Annotated in this window: 16 protein-coding genes and 7 pseudogenes; 14 read left to right on the top strand and 9 right to left on the bottom strand. The window is 58.3% G+C overall.

Translation table 11 applies throughout. The features are described 5' to 3' along the window. Positions 1–5: 5 nt before the first annotated feature. Together K2U94_RS20680 and K2U94_RS19870 are read right to left on the bottom strand one after the other, a co-directional pair. Positions 6–290 carry a transposase gene (locus K2U94_RS20680; RefSeq protein WP_243069022.1) on the bottom strand — a complete coding sequence of 95 codons (285 nt, stop codon included), beginning with the start codon at positions 288–290 and terminating at the stop codon, positions 6–8. 199 nt (positions 291–489) lie between these two features. Next, entirely contained in the window at positions 490–1,221 is a 732-nt protein-coding gene (locus K2U94_RS19870) for an OmpW/AlkL family protein (protein WP_243069021.1), read from the bottom strand. A gap of 1,118 nt (positions 1,222–2,339) precedes the next feature. On the opposite strand from K2U94_RS19870, the pseudogene K2U94_RS19865 reads away from it, so the two are divergent. Further along, positions 2,340–2,552: pseudogene (locus K2U94_RS19865) on the top strand (hypothetical protein); the annotation flags it as partial. A gap of 273 nt (positions 2,553–2,825) precedes the next feature. Here K2U94_RS19865 and K2U94_RS19860 read toward each other — a convergent pair. The 4 genes and pseudogenes from K2U94_RS19860 to K2U94_RS19845 form a co-directional block, all read right to left on the bottom strand. Further along, positions 2,826–3,134: pseudogene (locus K2U94_RS19860) on the bottom strand (transposase); the annotation flags it as partial. 162 nt (positions 3,135–3,296) lie between these two features. Continuing rightward, complete coding sequence (gene adh, locus K2U94_RS19855; RefSeq protein ID WP_243069020.1) at positions 3,297–4,817, bottom strand: aldehyde dehydrogenase; 1,521 nt, start codon at positions 4,815–4,817, stop codon at positions 3,297–3,299. Between the two features lie 451 nt (positions 4,818–5,268). Beyond that, positions 5,269–5,687 (bottom strand): annotated as a pseudogene (locus tag K2U94_RS19850) (transposase); the annotation flags it as partial. A gap of 257 nt (positions 5,688–5,944) precedes the next feature. Next, positions 5,945–6,373, bottom strand: a pseudogene (locus tag K2U94_RS19845) (IS110 family transposase); the annotation flags it as partial. 220 nt (positions 6,374–6,593) lie between these two features. Between K2U94_RS19845 and K2U94_RS19840 the strand changes: the two are divergent. From K2U94_RS19840 to K2U94_RS19790, 12 genes and pseudogenes are all read left to right on the top strand, one after another. Next, positions 6,594–6,746: a hypothetical protein gene (locus K2U94_RS19840; RefSeq protein WP_243069019.1), complete on the top strand. Its 153-nt coding sequence runs from the start codon at positions 6,594–6,596 to the stop codon at positions 6,744–6,746. 336 nt (positions 6,747–7,082) lie between these two features. Beyond that, complete coding sequence (locus K2U94_RS19835; protein WP_243069018.1) at positions 7,083–7,694, top strand: TetR/AcrR family transcriptional regulator; 612 nt, start codon at positions 7,083–7,085, stop codon at positions 7,692–7,694. Between the two features lie 96 nt (positions 7,695–7,790). Then, positions 7,791–8,066 carry a DUF4242 domain-containing protein gene (locus K2U94_RS19830; protein ID WP_243069017.1) on the top strand — a complete coding sequence of 92 codons (276 nt, stop codon included), beginning with the start codon at positions 7,791–7,793 and terminating at the stop codon, positions 8,064–8,066. A gap of 357 nt (positions 8,067–8,423) precedes the next feature. Continuing rightward, positions 8,424–8,762 (top strand): annotated as a pseudogene (locus tag K2U94_RS20870) (transposase); the annotation flags it as partial. A 1,111-nt stretch (positions 8,763–9,873) separates the two neighbouring features. Then, complete coding sequence (locus K2U94_RS19825; RefSeq protein ID WP_243069016.1) at positions 9,874–11,466, top strand: ferritin family protein; 1,593 nt, start codon at positions 9,874–9,876, stop codon at positions 11,464–11,466. A gap of 126 nt (positions 11,467–11,592) precedes the next feature. Then, the gene (locus K2U94_RS19820; RefSeq protein ID WP_243069015.1) at positions 11,593–12,768 is read left to right on the top strand and encodes a ferritin family protein; all 1,176 of its coding nucleotides are present in this window, start codon (positions 11,593–11,595) and stop codon (positions 12,766–12,768) included. Positions 12,769–12,782: 14 nt separating this feature from the next. Then, complete coding sequence (locus K2U94_RS19815; RefSeq protein WP_243069014.1) at positions 12,783–13,217, top strand: MmoB/DmpM family protein; 435 nt, start codon at positions 12,783–12,785, stop codon at positions 13,215–13,217. A 13-nt stretch (positions 13,218–13,230) separates the two neighbouring features. Further along, positions 13,231–13,734 (top strand): hypothetical protein, encoded by a 504-nt coding sequence (locus tag K2U94_RS19810; protein ID WP_243069013.1) that lies wholly within the window; start codon positions 13,231–13,233, stop codon positions 13,732–13,734. Positions 13,735–14,034: 300 nt separating this feature from the next. Continuing rightward, positions 14,035–15,120: an FAD-binding oxidoreductase gene (locus K2U94_RS19805; RefSeq protein WP_243069012.1), complete on the top strand. Its 1,086-nt coding sequence runs from the start codon at positions 14,035–14,037 to the stop codon at positions 15,118–15,120. Continuing rightward, entirely contained in the window at positions 15,110–15,454 is a 345-nt protein-coding gene (locus tag K2U94_RS19800; RefSeq protein WP_243069011.1) for a hypothetical protein, read from the top strand. Before K2U94_RS19805 ends, K2U94_RS19800 begins: the two co-directional genes overlap by 11 nt. Beyond that, the gene (groEL, locus tag K2U94_RS19795) at positions 15,447–17,138 is read left to right on the top strand and encodes a chaperonin GroEL (RefSeq protein ID WP_243069010.1); all 1,692 of its coding nucleotides are present in this window, start codon (positions 15,447–15,449) and stop codon (positions 17,136–17,138) included. Before K2U94_RS19800 ends, groEL begins: the two co-directional genes overlap by 8 nt. 355 nt (positions 17,139–17,493) lie before the next feature. After that, a pseudogene (locus K2U94_RS19790) lies at positions 17,494–17,827 on the top strand (IS21 family transposase); the annotation flags it as partial. 51 nt (positions 17,828–17,878) lie between these two features. Here K2U94_RS19790 and tnpC read toward each other — a convergent pair. The 3 genes from tnpC to tnpA form a co-directional block, all read right to left on the bottom strand. After that, complete coding sequence (gene tnpC / locus K2U94_RS19785) at positions 17,879–19,432, bottom strand: IS66 family transposase (protein ID WP_252393806.1); 1,554 nt, start codon at positions 19,430–19,432, stop codon at positions 17,879–17,881. A gap of 120 nt (positions 19,433–19,552) precedes the next feature. Then, entirely contained in the window at positions 19,553–19,900 is a 348-nt protein-coding gene (gene tnpB, locus K2U94_RS19780) for an IS66 family insertion sequence element accessory protein TnpB (protein WP_243069009.1), read from the bottom strand. Continuing rightward, positions 19,897–20,274 (bottom strand): IS66-like element accessory protein TnpA, encoded by a 378-nt coding sequence (tnpA, locus tag K2U94_RS19775; protein ID WP_243067327.1) that lies wholly within the window; start codon positions 20,272–20,274, stop codon positions 19,897–19,899. Before tnpA ends, tnpB begins: the two co-directional genes overlap by 4 nt. 103 nt (positions 20,275–20,377) lie before the next feature. On the opposite strand from tnpA, the pseudogene K2U94_RS19770 reads away from it, so the two are divergent. Next, positions 20,378–20,566, top strand: a pseudogene (locus K2U94_RS19770) (ATP-binding protein); the annotation flags it as partial. Positions 20,567–20,590 lie beyond the last annotated feature (24 nt).

Genomic DNA, 20,590 nt, shown 5'->3' with positions numbered 1-20,590 from the left:
ATGTGTCAATTGCCCTGTTTGGTGATGGCGCCGAGCGTCGGCAAACGGACGCTCGGACTTTGCCTCGGCGTAATGCCGAGGCAGGCGGCAAAGTCGCGTCCCAATTTGAACACGCCCGGGTCCGGCACATTAGCGACGACCGCCGTGGCGATGAGCTTGCCCACGCCGGGAATCTCGTCGAGCAAACGATTCTTCTCGCATTGCGCTTGAGCGCTGGCGATTTCGCCCCGCAGATCGTTGAGCGACTTGTCGAGCCCGTCAAGTTGATGAGCTAGAACCTTGACGGCCACCCTGGCGGCGTTTCGAAGGGCGGTTTGACTTTCAGCGAGATTCAGCAAATCATCGACGCCGCCGATTCCTTTGGCGTCGACAAGGCCGAAATCGAATCCTTTTGGAACATGACGCTCTTGACATCCCTCGCCACGATTCGCCTCTGAACGGATCTGTCGACCACATTCATGAAATCATAGCGAGGGCGCATTTTATGTTTCAATACTTGGCGACAACCGGCGTCTCCCCACCGCCACCGCCGAACCGGTAGCCCACGCCAAAAGCGATCAGCCAAGGATTGGCATTGAGGTGAACAGAGTTCACGCCAAATGGCGTATTGGCGGCAGTCTCGAGGAAAACCTTCTTGACATCTACGTTCAGGGCCCAATGCTTAGTCAAATAGTAATCAAAACCAGCATCCAGGGCCAATCCAGCGCTCGGGTGAATATTGACCGAATTCGAGGGAAGAACCGAGGATTTGGTCCACAAAAACCAAGTATAGTTCACGCCGGCGCCTACATAGGGGTCGATCGGACCTAAGGCGAAGTGATATTGCAATGTGAACGTCGGCGGCAGCAATGTCGTGTTGGCGATGGCCGCCGTGCCGAAAGCATTGGAAGTCAGGCGAGCGTGAATCAACCCCGCGACAACCCCCTCAACAGCCCAGTGTTGGGTGATGAAATAGGTGACGTCGCCTTCCGGAACCAAATTATTAGATAGTGAGGCGCCGGCAAGCGTACCAGAAATCGGACCAGCGCCGGACACTGATGTGCCCTGTCCCTGCGGCAGAACCCCAAGGCCGCGAACGCGAATCATGAACGGGTCGAACGTGTCAGCCACGGGAGTGAAGACCGGCGCTTGCCCGCCGGACGGAAGATCGGCCGCTAGCGCTGGTAGCGCAATCGAGCCAAACAGAATTGCCGCAATCGCGCCACGACGGATGAATGTCATTTCCAAGACCCTCTATTTGATTTTCGTTGACCGCTTCCTGTCGCCCATTAAGCGCCAATATTGCGCCGACTGATGACAAAGCCCGACACCGACGGCTAGCACATTTGTGCTTCAATCTAAAAAATATACATTCGTGCAGCGCTTCTAAAAGGTATTTTTTTTGCATTGTGTCCTCAATGCAACAGTTCTTATTCGTTGCTTTGTCGCCTGCTAGCGGCTCTTTTTTTGCTGGCGGCAGGCGGGGATCTCATTCGATGCGATAGGCCGTGGCCATCCTGAACGACGCCTTGGCCGCCACAAAGGCGACTGGCTCGGTCTGACGGAATTTCATGCATCTGGTGGTCGGTTACATGGCGGCCGGGCACAAGGCGATTTCTCCAATGCGGAAAAATCCCCGGTTAACCGGCTGGCCGCGATCGCCGGAAGGCTTCAAAAAAACGCTTCGCCATTAGGCTGTGCCTCTGGTCGGGCTACGCCCTTCCTCCAGGAGATTCTCATCCTGATTGACACGCGTTCTCATGCTGATTGTCGCGCGGCAAGAGCCGCCACGCGGAACGCCGGGATAGCGAGAGCGGTTCATGGCCATCTGCCGCTGGTTGTTTTCGAAGACGCTCCATTCGATATAGGCAGAAAACGCATTCTGAGGAAGCACGGTCCAGTTTTGAGGATCGCGCACGAAGCGCCGGTCGCTGGGCGGCTTGCCTGGAAGTTGGCGACGCCAGTCCTGGCGCCGTCGCCCAAACACATAGGCCCCGGCCTGGGTGGGATGATGAAGCACGCCAGGTGGCGCGATGGGGACGGCTCCAGCAAAGCTCGCCCTTGGCGGGGCCGCAGCGCACGAGATCGGGCAGCTCCAGATTGTGATTGACCAGATACCGCAATACGCCGCTGAGCGAACCGCGGCGTTCAAACACAGCGAAAACCAGCCGGATCGCGCGTTGGACGCCCCCGTGAGGGTCAAGCGCGACTTCGCCGGAAGGTTTGAGCACGTAGCCGCGCGGCGCCTCGTCGGGCCTTCTCGCGCCGGCCTTCACGCAAGCGGCCCTTGAGGATAAGCGACTCGGCCTCGCTCATCGTGCCCTTGAGCCCAAGCGAAAGCCTGTCTTCGAAACAAGCCCGGCATTACGAAGCGCGGGAGTAAATATCTCCGCAAAATGATAATCCAAGGCGCCCGATCCGCCATGCCCACGCTCAAAAAGAGCGACACCCGATTGGGCTCTTGGCTGCGCGGCTTACTATCGCGAGCGCAGGGCAATGTCGCGGTCGTCGCGCTTGCCGCCAAGATGGCGCGCATCGTCTGGGCGATGCTGAGGCATGAACGCGTTTATTAGGCGGCTCCACTGACAGCTTGAAGGAGAATTGGCCGGCGCGAAAGCGTTGCCGGCCTGCGATGTCTGCGGGTGGTGAAAGGAAGATGGACTGACAGTCGACCGGTGTCCTGGAATCCTTGGGCAGAAAATGGCGCATCGACGCCGGCCCCCTTATGAGGATTAGGACGCGCGGATCTCCATCTTGGCCAACCGCCTTGGCGGAAAGGCCGGATACGTTTTCGCAGATTGTTCAGCCAGCTGAAAAAACCACTTGCCGACGGGGCGGGCCATACGTTTCCCGCCCGAAGCCGAGCGATGCGCCTTCACGGCGGAAGAGTCGATCAGCACCTCGGTCGGCGGACTGCGGCAGGGGCAAGGGCCTGGAAAAGATCGGACCAGACGCCCCTTGGCGGCCCAGCGCACATAGCGATTGTAGAGCGTTTTCTTCGGTCCGTAATCGGCAGGCGCGTCGATCCAACGAACGCCAGATTTCAACACACGACCGATTCCGCTGATGACGCGCAGATCATCGACCCTCGGCTTGCCGCGCGTATCCGTGGGAAGATGCGGCGCGATCTTCGGAAACTGTGTGTCTGCCAGAATTGATCCCGATTCATCACTGATTCCTCTCGGAATCCGTGAATCATAACGCCGCGCCCATGCCAACCATTTTATGGGTCTGAGTCCTAACGCCAACATAGGCGTCGGCAAAAAAACGCGGCCCCGTCTCCAGGGCCGCGCTCATTTTTTTGATCAAGCCCGTTCTCAGAAGAAGCCGAGAGCCTTGGTGCTATAGCTGACCAGAACGTTCTTGGTCTGCTGATAATGGTCGAGCATCATCTTGTGATTCTCACGGCCCACGCCCGATTCCTTGTAACCGCCGAAGGCGGCGTGAGCGGGGTAGTGGTGGTAGCAGTTGGTCCAGACGCGGCCGGCCTGAATGCCGCGACCCATGCGATAGGCGCGGTTGCCGTTGCGGCTCCACACGCCGGCGCCGAGACCGTAGATCGTGTCATTGGCGAGCTTCAGGGCTTCTTCTTCGTCCTTGAAGGTCGCGACCGACAGCACCGGTCCAAAAATTTCTTCCTGGAAGATGCGCATGTTGTTGGTGCCGTGGAAGACGGTCGGGTCGATGTAATAACCCCCTTCCAGCTCGCCGCCAAGATGGGCGCGCGTGCCGCCGGTCAGGCATTGCGCGCCTTCCTGCTTGCCGATGTCGATATAGGACAAGATCTTCTGCATCTGGTCGTTCGAGGCCTGGGCGCCGACCATGGTGGTCATGTCGAGCGGGCTGCCCTGCTTGATCGCCTGGACGCGCTTGACGGCGCGCTCGATGAACTTGTCGTAGATCGATTCCTGGACCAGGGCGCGGCTGGGGCAGGTGCAGACTTCACCCTGGTTGAAGGCGAAGAGCGCGAAGCCTTCAAGCACCTTGTCGAAAAATTCGTCGTCCTCGTCCATCACGTCGGCGAAGAAGATGTTCGGCGATTTGCCGCCCAGCTCCAGCGTCGCCGGGATCAGGTTGTCGGCGGCGTAATGGGCGATCATGCGGCCGGTTGCGGTCGAGCCGGTGAAGGCGATCTTGGCGATGCGCTTGCTCTGGCCCAGGGCCTTGCCGGCTTCGGCGCCGAAGCCGCTCACGATGTTCAGCACGCCGGGCGGCAGCAGGTCGGCGATCAGTTCGGCGAGAACCAGAATGCCGATCGGGGTCTGTTCGGCGGGCTTCATCACCACGCAGTTGCCGGCGGCGATCGCCGGGGCGAGCTTCCAGGCGGCCATCAGCAGCGGGAAGTTCCAGGGAATGATCTGGCCGATCACGCCGAGCGGCTCATGGTAATGATAGGCGACGGTGTCGTGGTCGATTTCCGAGATGCCGCCTTCCTGGGCGCGCAAACAGCTGGCGAAATAGCGGAAATGATCGGCCATCAGCGGAACGTCGGCGTAGGTCGTCTCGCGGATCGGCTTGCCGTTGTCGAGGGTCTCGACCAGCGCGAGGGTCGAAAGATTGGCCTCGATGCGGTCGGCGATCTTCAGCAACACGTTGGAGCGTTCGGTCGCGGAGGCGGCGCCCCAGGCATCCTTGGCGGCGTGGGCGGCGTCGAGGGCGAGTTCCACGTCTTCAGCCGTGGAGCGGGCGACCTGACACAGAACCTTGCCGCTGATCGGGCTGACATTATCGAAATAAGCGCCGCGCACCGGGGCGACCCACTTGCCGCCGATGAAATTGTCGAATTTGGCCTTGATCAGATTCTCGCCGGTAAGTTTTGTGACCGCTTCCTGATACATAGATTTTCCTCCACATTAATCGTGCGCCTGCCGGCGCTTGCCAGAAACGGATCGGAGTTGATGTCGCCGCCGGCCTTGCCGGGCCGCGCGTTGCAGGACGACCGAACCGCTCAAGATTTCGTTGCATGCTTCTGAACGCCCGTCGGCGAAAATTCTCTGTCGCCATCCCCGATTGAAGCCGTCGAGTCGTGGCCGCACGAACCTCGATTGGCGCGCGATGCAACGAAGGGAGCCGCGCTGCATCCTCGCTTTTCCCGCCGATGCGGAGCGAAACGCGAGCGCTGGCGATACCCCCGCCCGCAAGACCTCCCCGGGATTTGAGCGCTTCAAGGATCTTGCGTCCAACTCACCATACCTTTATCCCGACTAATTCTCACCCGATACTGCTCTTTAGTGCCATTGACCCTTGTACTGGATCGGCCGCAAAGCCCGTTATTTCAAGAAGCTAGAGTAGCCGCAGGCCCATCGTCTCCGGCAGCTCGCGCGACGCCAACGTTACTGAGACCAGCGACTGACAGTTTTCCGAGCGACGAGGCATATTGTGGCGCGACGCCAACCGAGTGACGTCCCTTCTTGGGCAACGCCGTGTCATCGAAACCCCGCTTCGTCGCCAACCAGGCGATCTGCCTCCTTCAGCAGAGCTGCCTCGAGTGGCGCACTGTCCCAAACTCCGGCAGCGACGAAATGATGAAGCTGATCGTAGCCGACCTCGCCAGCGCGCGCCGCCATCGGCTGAACACTCATGCGGTCTCCCGGACCAATCAGTCCGGCAATATAGGCCGGACACATCCGCGCCCTCGTCTTGTACCGCAACGCCGCGACAAACAGCTCAAGCCAGTGTTCGATATCGGCTTGCCAGTCCACGTCCATTGATCAGCCATCCATAAGCCGTCATCTCATGAATCACGCAAACCCTCGCTAGGGAATCCCAGGGGTTATGTGAGGTCCGCGCCCGACCGCGCCCAACATCGCACCGCGGACCTCACATCACCCTTTAGATTCCCAAAGTGGCGCCAGTCAGATTCCAACTGCGTGCTGGCGAAAGAAGCTGGCATGCATGAGCAAACCGCTTTCGCTCGATCTTCGGATGCATCTTGTGGCGGCTGTCGCCGAAGGTCTTTCGGTTCTACCAGCTTGGGCGCGTGTTGAGGCCCCTTTGCGACAACGATGCCGAACTCGTTCAAATGGCTGCAAAAGGCGTTGATAACTTGGGTGCGTTGGCGAACGAGCAGATCGCGGGTGCGGAACAGGATCGCCGCAGCTTGCGCCTCTTCGGTCTTGACGGAGACAAATCTCTTTGTCGGACGTTGCGCTGCTTCGCAGATCGCCTCTGCATCGCAAGCGTCGTTTTTCTGTCGTTTAACGAATGGCTTCACATAAGCCGGGGCGATGAGCTTGACGGAATGTCCCAGCTTTCCGAATTCGCGGACCCAATAATGAGCGCTACCGCAGGCCTCCATCGCCACGGTGCATGGTGGGAGGGCTGCAAAAAACGCCAAAAATTGATGCCGAGGCAGTCTCTTACGAAAAACAACAGCGCCGCCTTGGCTCGCTCCACGGGCCGCTCGCGGAGGGCTTGGTAGTCGGGGATGGCAGCGTGATCAAAAGTTTTGCGCATTCTGCGGACCTGGCGCGTCATATTCCGCGGGAAGCCGATAAATCCGCGTTCCGCGCGCGACGGGGATCAGCCGCGACTGATCCCCGTGAAAAGCATAAAGGATGCTCCAATTTCTTGGAGATTTGCGTTTCACCTTAGCTGTTTTAAAGGAAGTTCCGATGGCTGATGACCCTACGCTGCTTATCGGCTGTTGCGCAGGAATCTGGTCTGAGCGCTGTGGGGTGATCTGTCCCGAGCCCGCCGAAGGCCGCTACCAGGTCGATGAAGTCATCGAACTGAACGGTGCGGAAGGCAAACGTGGTCGGAGCTGAATTGACACCGAGCGAGATCGGTCTGCCGCCTATTTCACGCCAGCCGAGCGATACGCCTCGAGCCCGGCGCGCGGTGGATCACCAGCCGCCATCGCCACCCATCGCTGACCGGCTCGAAGGAAGCGCCCTCCAAACGGCACCCGCCGCCATCGCCAGCGCCGTCATCGCCCAGCTAACGATGCGCTAAAACTGAGCATCGACTCGACATGCAGCCTCTGCGTCCTGTCCGCGATCTGCTGATTGCCGAAAGGACAGCCTATGCTGCCCAGCAAATTAATGATTGCCGCGGGATTCCTATCCATTGACAAACTTACCAATTAATCGGTAAGTTTAGGAATGACCCTGGATACGAGAACGGAGATTTTGAACGAAGCGGAGTTTTTAATCCGAACGCGTGGCTATTCGGCCTTCAGCTATGCCGACTTGGCAGACCGCGTCGCGATCACAAAAGCGAGCGTTCATTATTATTTTCCGACTAAGGAAGATCTGATCGTCGTCCTCGTCCGGGAATATGTTGAGCGTTTCCTTTCGTCACTCGCGGACATCAAACGCATCTATGAAAGGCCAAGTGAACGACTACGCGCCTACGCGCAAGGGTTCGTTGAAGGGTTCGACAAGGGGATGCTTCCACTCTGCGCCGCCCTGTCGGCAGAGCGCTCCGCGCTGCCGGAGGTTATGGGCCAGAGTATAAAATATTTCTTTCAAATCCACCTCGACTGGCTAACGGAGGTGCTCGAAGAGGGGGCTGCGGATCACGCCCTCCGGGAGAATATCTCCCCTGCACAAACGGCGTTGCTTCTCCTTAGTTCGCTCGAAGGCGGCAGCCTCGTCGGCTGGGCGCTTGAACGCAACGCATCGGTTATGGAGGCTTTCGAAGAGGTGATGCGCACCATCGAAAAGGGAGCCTTGGTTCAACCGGAGAGGAGGGCCGCTCGGCGATCAGATTGAAATATTTCAAATTGGCCTGCCAATCAAAATTGAACCACGTTGGATTCGTCCGGGTCGCTGCGGATGGAATAACAATCACGAACGAGAGGAAACCTCATGCCTAAATATCTTATCGAACGCGAGATCCCTGCTGCTGGCAAACTCGCGAAAGCGGACCTCATTGGAATTTCCCAAAAATCTTGTGGGGTTCTCAATGAGATGGGACCAAAGATCCAGTGGGTTGAGAGCTTCGTGACCGACGACAAAGTGTATTGCATTTATATCGCGCCGGACGAGCGGGCGGTCCGCCAGCATGCCGAAAGCGGGGGGTTTCCTGCGAATCGCATCTCCGAAGTCAGGACGATAATTGACCCCACCACCGCCGAAGGTTGAGCTTTCAAGACAGCGTAGGCGAACCTTCATCGCATATAGAAAATGTTCGTCCACGCCTCCGCCCGGCAAAACGAGATAATTTCGCCCGAGGTCTGAACTCTTGCCTGCCTCCGCCGTCCAGATAGGTTTGCTCCTTTGGCTGCGCGGTCGGCAACCTAATTGGCCGCCTATCCACGGATCTCGACAAGGCGCGTGGCGACCCGCCCTAAGGCGAGATGATAGCTGCAAAGACATTTTGGCGGATCAATGCGAAAAACCTCGCAGAGTGGGGTCCGCCCTTGAATAAGTCCACAGCCTTCCTCTGATGTCTGCTGGTCTCCGTGAACGAGGAGATCAGACACGTCGAAGCGCAGAAATCATGACGCGGCATTCAAGGCGCGCGTCGCGCTGGAAGCGTTGAAGGGCGAGAGGACCGCGGCCGAGCTGGCGACAGCTTATGGCGTGCATCCAACCATGATCCACCAATGGAAAAAGGCGCTGCTTGAAGGAGCGCAGGATATTTTCGAACGAGGCGGCAGAAGACGGCTGAGATCGACGAAGGGGCCGTCGGGGACTTGCGCGCCAAGATCGGAGAACTGGCTGTCGCCAATGATTTTTTGTCCAGAAAGCTCAAACCCTGGACCGGGAAGTGAGGCGCGGCATGGTCGAAGCCGACCAACCGCCTGCCGTGGTCTATTGGAATGCCATTCAACCTGACCAGCAGGCGAAGAAAGTAGCTTACCACCCCGGAAATTGTCCAACCAATGGGGAGTAGCTCAGTTCGAGCTGCTCGATCGCGCGCTCGACCGTTTCTGACGCGGCGCCGAAACACGCCCCGCGCATTGGCGCGAGTTACACGTTCGTCGTAGCTTTTAACTTATCCGATCGCCGAAATCGATCGACTCAAAGCCGGCATAGGCTGCCATAGCGAGCGCCAAGGGCTAGGCGGCGCGCCGTCTGGCTGAAGAACAAAACCCAACCTTTCCCAGCGAGAGATGAACACCGGGCTTGCTCTGCAAAGCTTGACAAGCGGCGGCCAAGGGCACCGCTAAACCGGCGTTTCCGCCGCCGTTGATTTTCTCGTCAGACTAACGCCTGTACTTTAGTACAATGGCCCCGATCCACTTTTAATGTTGGAACGGCTAGGAACTGGGATGGAAATGCGCCTTCGACAAACCCGCAAAAAGGGCCGAGGACGCCAGACGAAACTAATTGAAAACAAACTACCGACCCGCCGTTCGGTGGATTAGCAGCGAAGATCCGCGAACAATGGTCGATGCGAATGCATTCAGCCATAGCGGGGGTGCGACCGAAGGAGCGGGAGCAATTTGTGAAATCGCCGCCACCTGGGAGATTGCGAATCCGACCAAAGAAAGAAAAGTGCTTCTGAGCGCGGGTTTAAGCGGGAGCCGGTGCAGTTGGCAGGACTTCCGTCTAAGCTAAGGCAACAAGAAGGGCGAGCGGTAAATGCATAGTTCGACGATGAATAGTTCGGATGATCCTCAACTTCCAGTTGAAGCAGGCCAGTCGCCAATGGTTGGCAAACCCATGCTAGTATACGCAGAGGATGATTACCGTGTTTACGCAACAGAACTGGAGATTATGTGGCGGTGGGATTTGTTCAAAGGGGATAGGCATCTCCATATGAGCTGGGCTCATCGTCCAGAGACTTGCGCGGACGCTGGGCGGCGCAAGATCGCTTTTTTCCAGCGTCCGACGGTCACAAAACTGCTCTTTTCGCGCGGCGAAGGCTAGAATCGCTGACGAAGCACCGGGGGCGCAGCTCCCTCAAAACAGTAGGCTTTCATCCAAAATAGGAGAGTGAAATATGGCTAGCTCAAATCTCGCAGTAAAACAGGCGCTCAAGGCAAATCCGGTGCCGAGTAGCGTAGAACCTCAGGAAGTGCATAGATGGTTGCAGGATTTTACTTGGGACTTCAAGTCGAAGGGCGGAAAATACCCGACCAAGTACGACTTGGACGTGAACACCAAGGAGCAATTTAAGCTTACCGCTAAAGAATATGCGCGCATGGAGTCGATCAAAGAGGAGCGCCAATATGGCACCCTGCTCGACGGGCTCGACCGGTTGGACGCCGGCAACAAGGTGCACCCGAAGTGGGGTGAGATCATGAAACTCATTTCCAACTTCCTCGAAACGGGCGAATACGGGGCCATTTCGGGATCCGCTCTGCTGTGGGATACAGCCCAGTCGCCGGAGCAGAAGAATGGTTATCTCGCCCAGGTCATCGACGAGATTCGTCACACCAATCAGACCGCCTATGTCAATTACTACTACGGCAAGCACTATTACGATCCGGCGGGCCATACCAATATGCGCCAGTTGCGCGCGATCAATCCGCTATATCCGGGTGTCAAGCGCGCCTTTGGCGAAGGGTTCCTGGCGGGCGACGCTGTCGAGTCTTCCATTAATCTTCAGGTCGTGGCCGAGGCTTGCTTTACCAACCCGCTGATCGTTTCGATCACGGAATGGGCCGCTGCCAACGGCGACGAGATCACCCCGACAGTTTTCCTGTCGATTGAGACCGACGAGCTGCGCCATATGGCCAATGGTTACCAGACGCTCGTTTCCATCATGAATGATCCGGAGTCGATGAAATACCTCCAGACCGACCTTGATAACGCGTTCTGGACGCAGCACAAGTTCCTGACGCCGTTCGTCGGCGTTGGTCTCGAATACGGCTCAAAATTCAAGGTTGAGCCCTGGGCGAAGTCCTGGAACCGCTGGGTCTATGAAGATTGGGCGGGCATTTGGCTTGGCCGTTTGCAGAAGTTCGGCATCAAGACGCCGAAGTGTCTGCCGGACGCCAAAAAGGACGCGGTTTGGGCGCATCACGATTTGGCCCTGCTCGCTTACGCGCTTTGGCCGCTAACCGGCATTCGTATGGAAATGCCTGACGCGACGGCCATGGAATGGTTCGAGGCCAATTATCCGGGCTGGTACGATCATTACGGCAAGATCTACCAGGAATGGGCCGCGTTGGGCAGCGAAGATCCGAAATCAGGCTTCATCCCGATCATGTGGCTGATGCAGAACGGCCATGGCGTCTTTTTGGACCACACGTCGGGTCTGCCGTTCTGCCCGACGCTGACCAAGGGCGCCAGCAACCCCTCCTACCTCGAGAAGAATGGTAAGCGGTTCGCATTCTCGGATCTGCACGGCCAGCGCCAATGGCTTCAGGAGCCCGAGCGGTACGAATTGGTGAACTTTTTCGAACAGTACGAGGGATGGGAATTGTCAGACCTGGTGAAAGCGGCTGGTGGCGTGCGGAGCGATGGGAAGACCTTGATGGCCCAACCCCATCTTCGCAATACCGGCATGTGGACGGTGGAAGACTTGCAGCGGTGCGGCGTCGTCATCCCCGACCCGATGAAGATCCTGAACTGGCAGCCGGTCAAGTAACGGCTGTCTAACGCGGTCGCCGTTTGCTTGAGGAAGCGCGTGGCGACCGCGCTCTAATACATTGAATCACTCTGTTTCGAGCGCCGAGACGCGAGACAGCCAACCTATCTAATAAGGAAAGAGAAAATGAGTTCACAACTCTTCGTTCGAGGCATGGTGGATCCTGAGCGCCAGTCCCTTATACAGGCTCTCGTTCCGGAAAAGCCGCTTGAGGCCAAGCGCGATCATATTCCGTTCGCTAAGCGGGGCTGGCGTCGTCTCACCGAATATGAAGCGGTGATGTTGCATGCGCAGAATTCTCATGATGCGGTGCCAGGGAGCCAGGAAGTTGGCGAGACAGTGCAGAAATGGCCCGGTGGCAGGTCCAATTACAGCATCGAGTCGACTGCCATTTTATCCGGCAATTGGTACTACTTTCGCGATCCCGCGAAACGTTGGTTCATGCCATACGTCAAGCAGAAGGCCGAAGAAGGTCAGGTTGTCGAGCGCGCGATGAAGAGCTGGGCTGAGTCCGGTGATCACAAGATGATGAATACCGCTTGGCGTCAAAATATTCTTGCAAAACACTATCCTGCAATGCTGTTTAACGAGTTCGGGTTGTTCAACGCCCATTCCAGCACTGTTTTCTCTACTTTGGGGGATTTGGTTAGAACTTGGATCGCCCAGGCTGGCTTCGACAAAAACGACGAAGCGCAGATGATTCAGATGCAGCGGGTTCTGCTGAGCAAGGTATTCCCCGACTTCGATCCAAGCACGGATAGCGGGAAACAGGCCTGGACCAAGGGAGAGGCGTGGAAGCCGGGGCGCGAGTTCGTCGAGCGCATCTGGGGCGAGACCTATGACTGGGTTGAGCAGCTGTGGGCTATTCATGGGATTTACGACGACATTTTCGGACAGTTTGTTCGCCGGGAATTTTTTCAGCGTCTCGCTGGCATCCACGGAGATAGCCTGACGTCGCTCGTTCAGGGGCAGGCGCTCACCTATCACCAACAGGCTACCGACGGGCTTCAGGCGCTTTGCCTGAAGATGCTCGTCAAAGACGAGCCCGTCTACGGCGCCCATAATCGCCGCTATCTGAGGGCCTGGACTGATCGTCACTTGCCGCAGACCATTGCTGCCTTGAAGGCGTTCATTAGTATTTACAAGGAAGTACCCGTCAAGGTGGATGGGTTCACTTGCCGCGCGGGCGTGCAGGCGTCCGTCGAGCGGGTATTGGACGGATGGGCGCAGCGCTTCGCAGAGCCTTTGGACTACAAATTCGATCGCGATGCGCTGGTCGCTGAAGTGATGCTTGGTTATTGAAAAGGCGAGAAAACATGACGGTAAAGATCGACGAAGACAAAGGGATAAACGGTTACAATTCTGGAACCAATGCCATGCAAGGCCAGAATTTTATCGATGACTTTCTCTCCGAAAAAAACTCAGTTCTTCATTCCTGCGATTCTGTCGTTGTGGCTCTGATGAAGACGGAAGAGATTGGTATCATCGTAGAGGAAATGATCATCCCAATGCGGGAGGATAATCCAAGTATCGCCATTGAAGATCGCGGCGGATACTGGTGGATCAAGGCCACGGGGAAGATCGTAATTGATTGCGACGAGGCCTCGGAGCTTTTGGGGAAGAAATATACGGTCTACGATTTGCTTGTTAACGTTAGTACCACAGTTGGCAGGGCGCTAACCTTGGGCAATGAGTTCATCGTCACGAATGAGCTTCTTGGCCTGGAAACCAAAGTCGAAAGCGTCTATTGAGGAGATCGAGCAGATGAAGCAACACTGGTACACGTCACCTGTTCGCGAGGAATGGGCTGCGAAAATAGCAAGTTTGGGCACAGTGGCCGATGCGCTAGCTTGCCTGAAAGCATTCAAGATCCAACATCTCGGGCCGGACCGAGAGACATACGAATTAAAAAAGGAGGCTAATTGGATCGAGTCCCGAATTGAGATGCGGTTGGCTCAACTCCATAGCGAGGAGAGTATTTCGGACGATGCTTTGCTTAACAAGACGATCGAAGGGGAATGTGCTGCCACGGTTGCAAGCCGGTGGCTCAAAAAGGCTGATGGCGCTCATGATCCGATCGCGATGCAGAAGATTTGCACTGCTTACAGAAAGGCCTGTAAGCCGCCCATGATGCCAATCAATTATTTCGCTCCCGTAGAAAAGGCACTCGTCAGCAAGTTGCTTAAGTTGCGAGCGCCAACATACTTGACGATCCCTCTTGATGAGTTGCGCCAGCTGCGCGGCGTCACTGAAATCAGCGTGCAGTGATCGTTAAGGTGCATCCAGAGCGAGCGGGAAATTTCATTATTCCCGGCTTGCTCTGGATGGTCGATTGAGGAACCTGCACCGCCGGCGCGCCCTGACGTTAATGCGAGGCGCGGCGGGGGGTTCATTAACGTTCACCGAAGCCGGCGGCAGTAGCAGTCGCTTCGGTGAACGTAAAGGGGGGTTAGCTGCGAACATTCGCAGTCAAGGCCACCAATAAACGTGAACGTTGTTTAGCCATGGACCCGCAGATACCCGCAGATATAGGGCGACAGGCGAAACACAGATGATAACGGGAAGATCATGGATCCGATGCACTCCATAACAGCTAACTTTGAAGACGGCGCGTCATTGTGTTTCGAATGCGGAGCGCAGGAAGATATTCTCAGCGCGGCGATGCGTCAAAATGTACGACTTATTTGTCAGTGCAGAAAGGCGTATTGCGGCAGTTGCAAAGCTCTCTGCGTGGAAGGCGATTATGAGTTTGGCGATCGAATCAACATTCAGGTGCTGCCCTCGGACGAAGAGGAAAAAGGGATTGTCGTAACCTGCGATACCTTCCCACGTTCTGATCTCGTGCTAAATTTTTCCTACGCGAGTGATCGTCTGGGCGAAGCTGTAGTGGGCAGCCTTAGTGGACGCGTACAGAGCGTCAGACTCCTCTCCGACACTGTGTACCAGCTAGTTTTGCAGGCATTGGATGAAGTCACTGGGACGCCAGTGCGGGTGGATTTCGTGCCCGGACAATACGTCGAAATTGCGATACCCGACACGCAGGAGGCTCGCGCTTTTTCGGTTGCCAACCTTCCTAACGAGGATGGCGTTTTGGAATTTCTCATCCGAAAGGTTCCCGGCGGACGGTTTGCTTCTTACCTGGAAAAGAGCGCTGCGCCCGGTCAGGCGGTGAACATGCGCGGGCCGCTTGGAGAGTTTACGTTCAAGATGAACGGCCAAACGATGGTGGAGGATTTTCATCTCCACGAGAGCGGCCGTGTGCAGGCTTTTGTTGGCGGAAGCACCGGGTTGGCTCCGCTCGTGAGCATGTTGCGTGAACTTCATCGCAAAGGTTATCCCGGCGAAAGTCATCTGTTCTTCGGCATGCAGGACAGCGCGACCATGTTTTACGAAACCGAGCTCCGCGAGCTAGCCGCTTCCATGCCTAATTTAACACTCCATCTTGCCATGATGGATCCGCCTTTGGGCTGGTCGGGGTATGTGGGCCATTCGGTTGGGGCGTTTGAAACGCATTTTGCTGGCGTCAACGAACAACCGGAGGTTTATTTGTGCGGCCCCGCGCCAATGGTGGCGGCAGCGCAAGCGAGTTGCGCCCGTCTCGGTATTCCCGGGGAATTGATTCATTTGGAGGAGTTCGTGGCCAGTGGCGGCTGAACCTCCAACCAAAGAGTCGATGACGGGGTTCGATCTGGAGGCGATCGAACATTTGTCTGAGGCTGTGAGGGTGTTGGATGAGGACATCCGACAGCTGGAGGACCGTCGGTCAGGCTTAATGGATCGTCTTTGTGAGGACCGGCTCGAAGAGTTGGTCGAGTTGTTTGAACAAAGGCTAGATCGTGAAGCCGAGGCGGAGCTTCGCAGCGCACTTGGCTATGGCGAACGCAAGCTACTGTGGATCTGGGCGCGTCTCGCGCGGCTGAAGGAACTTCGGCGCGAAATAGTTTACGAGACGATGAGGCATGTTAACAGGAATGGATCAAATGGGTGACAGTAGAGTTGGCGCTCGCCGCATTACCACCGGCCTGCGCGCGCCAGGTTCGCTCGCTGCTGGAATGCGTGCGCTGGCCGAGGTCGTAGCCGTGACCTTGGGGCCAAGTGGGCGGTTCGTCGTTATGGAACATCGCAGCAAAATAGCGCCCATCGTCACCAAGGATGGCGTCGAGGTTGTGCGGGCAATGGGGGTGACCGATCCGGAGCTGGAAATGGGTTTGCGCGTTTTGCGCGACGCAGCGCTGGATGTCTCAGCATCGGTCGGCGACGGCACCACCACTGCTATCGTCCTCACGGCGGCGCTTTCCACGCGCTGCCTGACGCTAGCAGCCGTTAATTCGAACGCGCATGCTGTGCGCAACGGCATGGCGAAAGGCGCTTGTTTGGTGCTTGCTGAACTGGCCGCTATGGCGCGACCAGCCGGCCGCCACGCCCTAGAAACAGTGGCGCGCACTGCCGCAAACGGCGATGCCGGCATTGCTTCCATGCTCGTCGACGCCTTTGATCGAGTCGGAGCAAAGGGCTTGATCGAGATAGAGATGGGCGATTTGGTCACGGACGTCCTCGATGTTACGATGGGGCATAGCTTTAGAGCCAATACGTTGTTACGGGAGCTGTTGCCCCCGACCGGGGCTCGGCGGATCGAAAATCCGCTCATTCTGCTTTTTAATGGCGATCTCGCGGAGTTTGAAGACCTGCTGCCTGCGCTAGAATTGGCGAGGAAGGAGAACCGCCCCCTCCTCATTCTCGCTGACGACATTGGCGAGGGGACGCGCCTCGGCCTGCTGAAAAATCAGCGCGGCGGCGTCGTGGACACGGTTGTGGCGAAACCGCCGATGTACGGCGAAACACGGGAACAGTGTCTTGCCGATCTAGCGGTCTTGTGCGGCGGCACAGCTTACGTCGAAAACGGATTTTACGAGCTGAGAAGGTTACAACGCCGCGACTTGGGCGAGGCAGACGCCGCCGTCATTGATGGTGAGAACATTACGCTGATTGGTCCCCGAGGTGAATTGGGCAAGCGCGAGGATCACATCGCGTCCTTGAGATTTGAGGCCGAACAGGGGGATATCGGAAGCGCGTCGCCGACCGGGCGAGCGGATTTTGTTGAAAAGCTGCAGGACCGGTTGAAGATCCAGCTAGGGATGACAGCGACATTGCGTATTGGTGGTGTCAGCGATGTGGCCATCAAAGCCAGGCTGCCGCTTGCCGAGAATGCCCGGCGGGCGATGCTTGCAGCGTCGGAGACGGGGGTGCTACCGGGCGGGGGGGTTGCGATGCTTCGAGCGGCTCAACGCGCGCGCCAGGCCATGGTGGCAGATGATGGCGATGAATTAGCTGGCGCTAACGCGCTGTTCACCGCGCTGGAGGCTCCCCTGTGCTGGATCGTGCGCAACGGCGGCTATCGGCCCGACGAAGTGATCGCGCGCGTACTCGCTGAGGGACACGATTTCTATGGGTTGGACTTGGCGCGGAGAGAGTACGGAGACCTTGAAGAAGCGGGAGTTCTTGACTCTTTCCGCATGGTTCGCGAAATTCTGAGTGTAGCCGTCAGCATCGCGGGTTCGCTACTAACGACGGAGGTGCTCATCACGAGGGCGGAGAAGCTGCCTAATCCCGCGGAGTTCAAAGGGACAGAGGGTGTTTACCGTGAGCTGGTTGCGGAAGGAGCGTTCGAGTAGCGGAGCAGAGCTTTGCGGGATAAGCAATCGACGGATTGGCAAAGTCCAACGCTCCCGAGACGAAGGCCCAGAAATGCGCCGACCCGGATATATAATTGATAGTAGAGCGGAATGGCGGTGACTGTCGACGAAAAGCGTCCGGGTGGCCGCGCGATTGCCGCCGCTCAAAACCCTACATGTAGGGCTACCGGATTCAACGGGATAAGCCTCCCGGCGGGAACCGGTAGTGTTTACGCCGGGTTCGATGTCCGATCGAAACAAACCTGAATTTGCATCTTCGACGAAGCGGGGACCGCGGACTTCGCGAGGATAAGGCGAAATTGACGCCGGGGGATCTTGCAGCGCTGATCGGAAAGCGAGCGAAAACGGCTCTGTCGAAGGCTCGCACGGCCATCTCAAGGCGACCATCAAGGACGCGCTGCTTATGCGCATAAGCGCCGACTTCGAGGATCTGCCCGCCTACCGTCGGTTAGTCGACGAGATCGTCAGCCGGCACAACGAAGCGGAGCGCGCTCAGCTGAAAACCCTGCCAGAGCGGCGCACCAGCGATTATGAGGAGGTCGGCGTCAACGTCACCTCCTCGGGCGGCTTCACATTGCGCAAGGTGTTCTACACGGTCCCCTCGCGGCCGATCGGGTGTCGGCTGCGCGTGCGGCTTTATGACGACCCGCCTTGAAGTGTTCATCGGCGTACGCATCCGACCGGCGCCGCAGCAGCCTCGGATTTGACCGCTTCAGCGATCATGCGGCGACAGTGGCGGCGAGTTGGCGCTCTTTCCATTTCCACGGCAGCAGGTCGTCGATCTGCTTGGCGGGATGATCTGGCAGGCGCGCCAGGACGTCGGCGAGCCAAGCCTGCGGATCAATATCGTTGAGCTTGCACGTCTCGACCAGCGTGAAAACCGCTGCGGCCCGGCGTCCCCCGGCATCGGAACCGGCGAACGTCCAGTTGCGTCGCCCGACCGCTATGCCTCTCAGGGCGCGCTCGGCGGCGTTATTGGTGAGGCAGACTCGGCCTTCGTCAAGGAAACGCGCAAACTCGACCCATCGCGACAGGCCGTAATTGATGTCCTTCGCGAGATCGGTCTTGGCCGACAGTTTCGCGCGCTGTTCGGACAGCCAGACGCGCAAGTCGGCGACGAGCGGCGCAACGGTTTCCTTTCGCAAGGCGACGCGCTCATCGGGCGGTTTGCCGGTGATCGTCCGCTCGCAGGCGAAGATCTCATCCATGCGGCGCACCGCCTCGACCGCGATCGGCGCCTTGCCCGATTTGGCGTGGTCGAACAGTTTGCGCCGCCAGTGCGCCCAGCAGGCCGCCTCCTTGATCGGCGCGGGCTTGCGCGCCGCCTCGTAAAGCGCGTTGTAGCCGGTATAGGCGTCGGCCTGCATGATCCCGGTCCAGCCGGTGAGATGCTTTTGCGGGTGTTCGCCGGCGCGATTGCGCGAGTATTCGAAGAAGGCCGCCGGCGGACCCTTGCCCCCGAACGGCCGGTCGTCGCGGACATAGGTCCATAACCGGCCGGTCACGGTCTTGCCTTTGGCCAGTACGGGAACCGTAGTGTCATCGGCATGGATGCGCGCGCCGCGCAGCACGTGGGCTTTCAGCGCGGCCAGGATCGGATCGAGCGTCACCACGCAGGCGCCGACCCAATCGGCGAGCGTGGAGGTGTCGATTTCGATGCCTTCGCGGGCGTAGGTTGCGCTCTGGCGATTGAGCGGCTGATGCAGCAGGAACTTCGACACCAGGATCATGGCGAGCAGGCTGGGGCCGGCGAAGCCGCGCGCGATCGGATGCGAGGGCGCCGGCGGTTCGGTGATCGCCTCGCAATCGCGGCAGGTAAATTTTTCGCGCACATGCTCGATGATTTTCCAGCGCCGCGGTTCGCTTTCCAGCGACCGGGTCACGACCTCGCCCAGCTTGCGCAACCGCTGACTGCCGCATTTGCCGCAAGCGCAAGGCGCCGGCTCGACAACCCGCTCGACCGGCAGATCGTCCGGCAATTTGCGCGGTCCGCGCAGCGCGCGCCTGTGATTTTCCTTCGTCGCTTCCGGAGCGGCGATCTCGGCTTTGGCTTGTTCGGCGCCTTGCGTTTCCTCCAGATCCTCGATCGCCAGTTCGAGCTGTTCGATCAGCTGCTTGCCGCGCTCCGATGATTGTCCGAACTGTTCACGCCGGGCCTTGGCGAGCAGGAACTTCAGGCGCTCGATCTCCAGCCGGGTGACTTTGACCTCACTCTGCGCGGCGAGATTTTCCGCCTGCTGCTGCGCCAGCTGTTCGCGCTGCACGAGGATCATCGCATGGGCGCTGGCGAGGTCGGAAGGAAGTGGGTCGAAGGCGTTTTCCACGCTCCGATTGAACCATATCTGTCCGCCGAAATCGTCCCAAAACAGCGGCCCGAGTCAATCGGTCGCAGATCACCCCGCCGCCTCCGGACGCCATGTTTTCTGCGGCATGCGCCAGTCGATCCCGGACAGAAGATAGGACAGCTGGGCTGCCGAAATCGTCACCACGCCATCGGCCATGGAAGGCCACAAGAACCGGCCGCGCTCCAGCCTTTTCACGAAAAGGCAGGCCCCTTGGCCATCATGCCAGATCACCTTCAAAAGATCGCCGCGGCGACCGCGGAAACAAAAGAGATTTCCGTTGTGCGGATTGCGTTTCAGCGTTTCCTGTACCTGCAACGCCAGAGAGTTGAAGCCTTTGCGCATGTCGGTGTGGCCCGTCGCCAGCCAGACGCGAACGTCGCTCGACAGCCCGATCACCTCGGCGCCATGACGTTCATGATCCGCCTCAGGGCAACGGGATCAATGTCGGACGCGACAACGAGCCGGACGCCGCTTGGAAGAATGATCTCGACCATTGATGGCGAGCCGCTCGCCTTGGGGGCGGCCTCAACGCAGACGCGAACCATCTGCGGCGGCTCGATGGCGGGCCGTTGCGGCTGAACGCGCAGCTCGCGACGCCAGGTGAATAATTGGCCCGGCGAAATCCCGTGGCGCCGCGCCGTCGCCGAAACCAGGCGAGGACCCGCCATGCTTTCGCTCACGATCCGCAGCTTCTCCTCATCGGACCAACGGCGGCGACGCCCCGTCTCGACGATCGCCAGCTTTTCGACACTGTGAGTATGACTATGCATACGTATAGTGTCTTACCGATCTGCCAGCGAAATCACAGGCGGTCCATGCCGGACGCATACTCATCGGCGGCACGCCGCTCCCGCTCAAACCGCCCAACAGGGCGATCCCGCCATGACGCTCGCCGCCGTCGATCGCCTCGTCCACCACGCCAAGATCTTCGAGCTGAACGTCGAAAGCTATCGTCGCCGGCAGGCCATCGAGCGAAAACGGGGGCCGGGACGCCCGGCGGCGCAGGCCACAATCGCCAATATCGCCGACGCCGACGCATTGCCTCATGCGAAATGCTCCTGAATAGCGCCTCGTTGCCTCATCTAA

It is taken from the genome of Candidatus Rhodoblastus alkanivorans (assembly GCF_022760755.1).
GTDB classification, from domain to species: Bacteria; Pseudomonadota; Alphaproteobacteria; order Rhizobiales; family Beijerinckiaceae; genus Rhodoblastus; species Rhodoblastus alkanivorans.
This window is presented reverse-complemented; position numbering and strand designations above follow the sequence as displayed.

Coding starts and splice junctions, on each gene's coding strand:
- tnpA (WP_243067327.1), bottom strand. CDS start 20,274: ATGCATAGTCATACTCACAGTGTCGAAAAGCTGGCGATCGTCGAGACG.
- K2U94_RS19835 (WP_243069018.1), top strand. CDS start 7,083: ATGACCCTGGATACGAGAACGGAGATTTTGAACGAAGCGGAGTTTTTA.
- K2U94_RS19810 (WP_243069013.1), top strand. CDS start 13,231: ATGAAGCAACACTGGTACACGTCACCTGTTCGCGAGGAATGGGCTGCG.
- K2U94_RS19825 (WP_243069016.1), top strand. CDS start 9,874: ATGGCTAGCTCAAATCTCGCAGTAAAACAGGCGCTCAAGGCAAATCCG.
- K2U94_RS19840 (WP_243069019.1), top strand. CDS start 6,594: ATGGCTGATGACCCTACGCTGCTTATCGGCTGTTGCGCAGGAATCTGG.
- K2U94_RS19815 (WP_243069014.1), top strand. CDS start 12,783: ATGACGGTAAAGATCGACGAAGACAAAGGGATAAACGGTTACAATTCT.
- K2U94_RS19870 (WP_243069021.1), bottom strand. CDS start 1,221: ATGACATTCATCCGTCGTGGCGCGATTGCGGCAATTCTGTTTGGCTCG.
- groEL (WP_243069010.1), top strand. CDS start 15,447: ATGGGTGACAGTAGAGTTGGCGCTCGCCGCATTACCACCGGCCTGCGC.
- K2U94_RS19820 (WP_243069015.1), top strand. CDS start 11,593: ATGAGTTCACAACTCTTCGTTCGAGGCATGGTGGATCCTGAGCGCCAG.
- K2U94_RS19830 (WP_243069017.1), top strand. CDS start 7,791: ATGCCTAAATATCTTATCGAACGCGAGATCCCTGCTGCTGGCAAACTC.
- adh (WP_243069020.1), bottom strand. CDS start 4,817: ATGTATCAGGAAGCGGTCACAAAACTTACCGGCGAGAATCTGATCAAG.
- tnpC (WP_252393806.1), bottom strand. CDS start 19,432: ATGATCCTCGTGCAGCGCGAACAGCTGGCGCAGCAGCAGGCGGAAAAT.
- K2U94_RS19805 (WP_243069012.1), top strand. CDS start 14,035: ATGGATCCGATGCACTCCATAACAGCTAACTTTGAAGACGGCGCGTCA.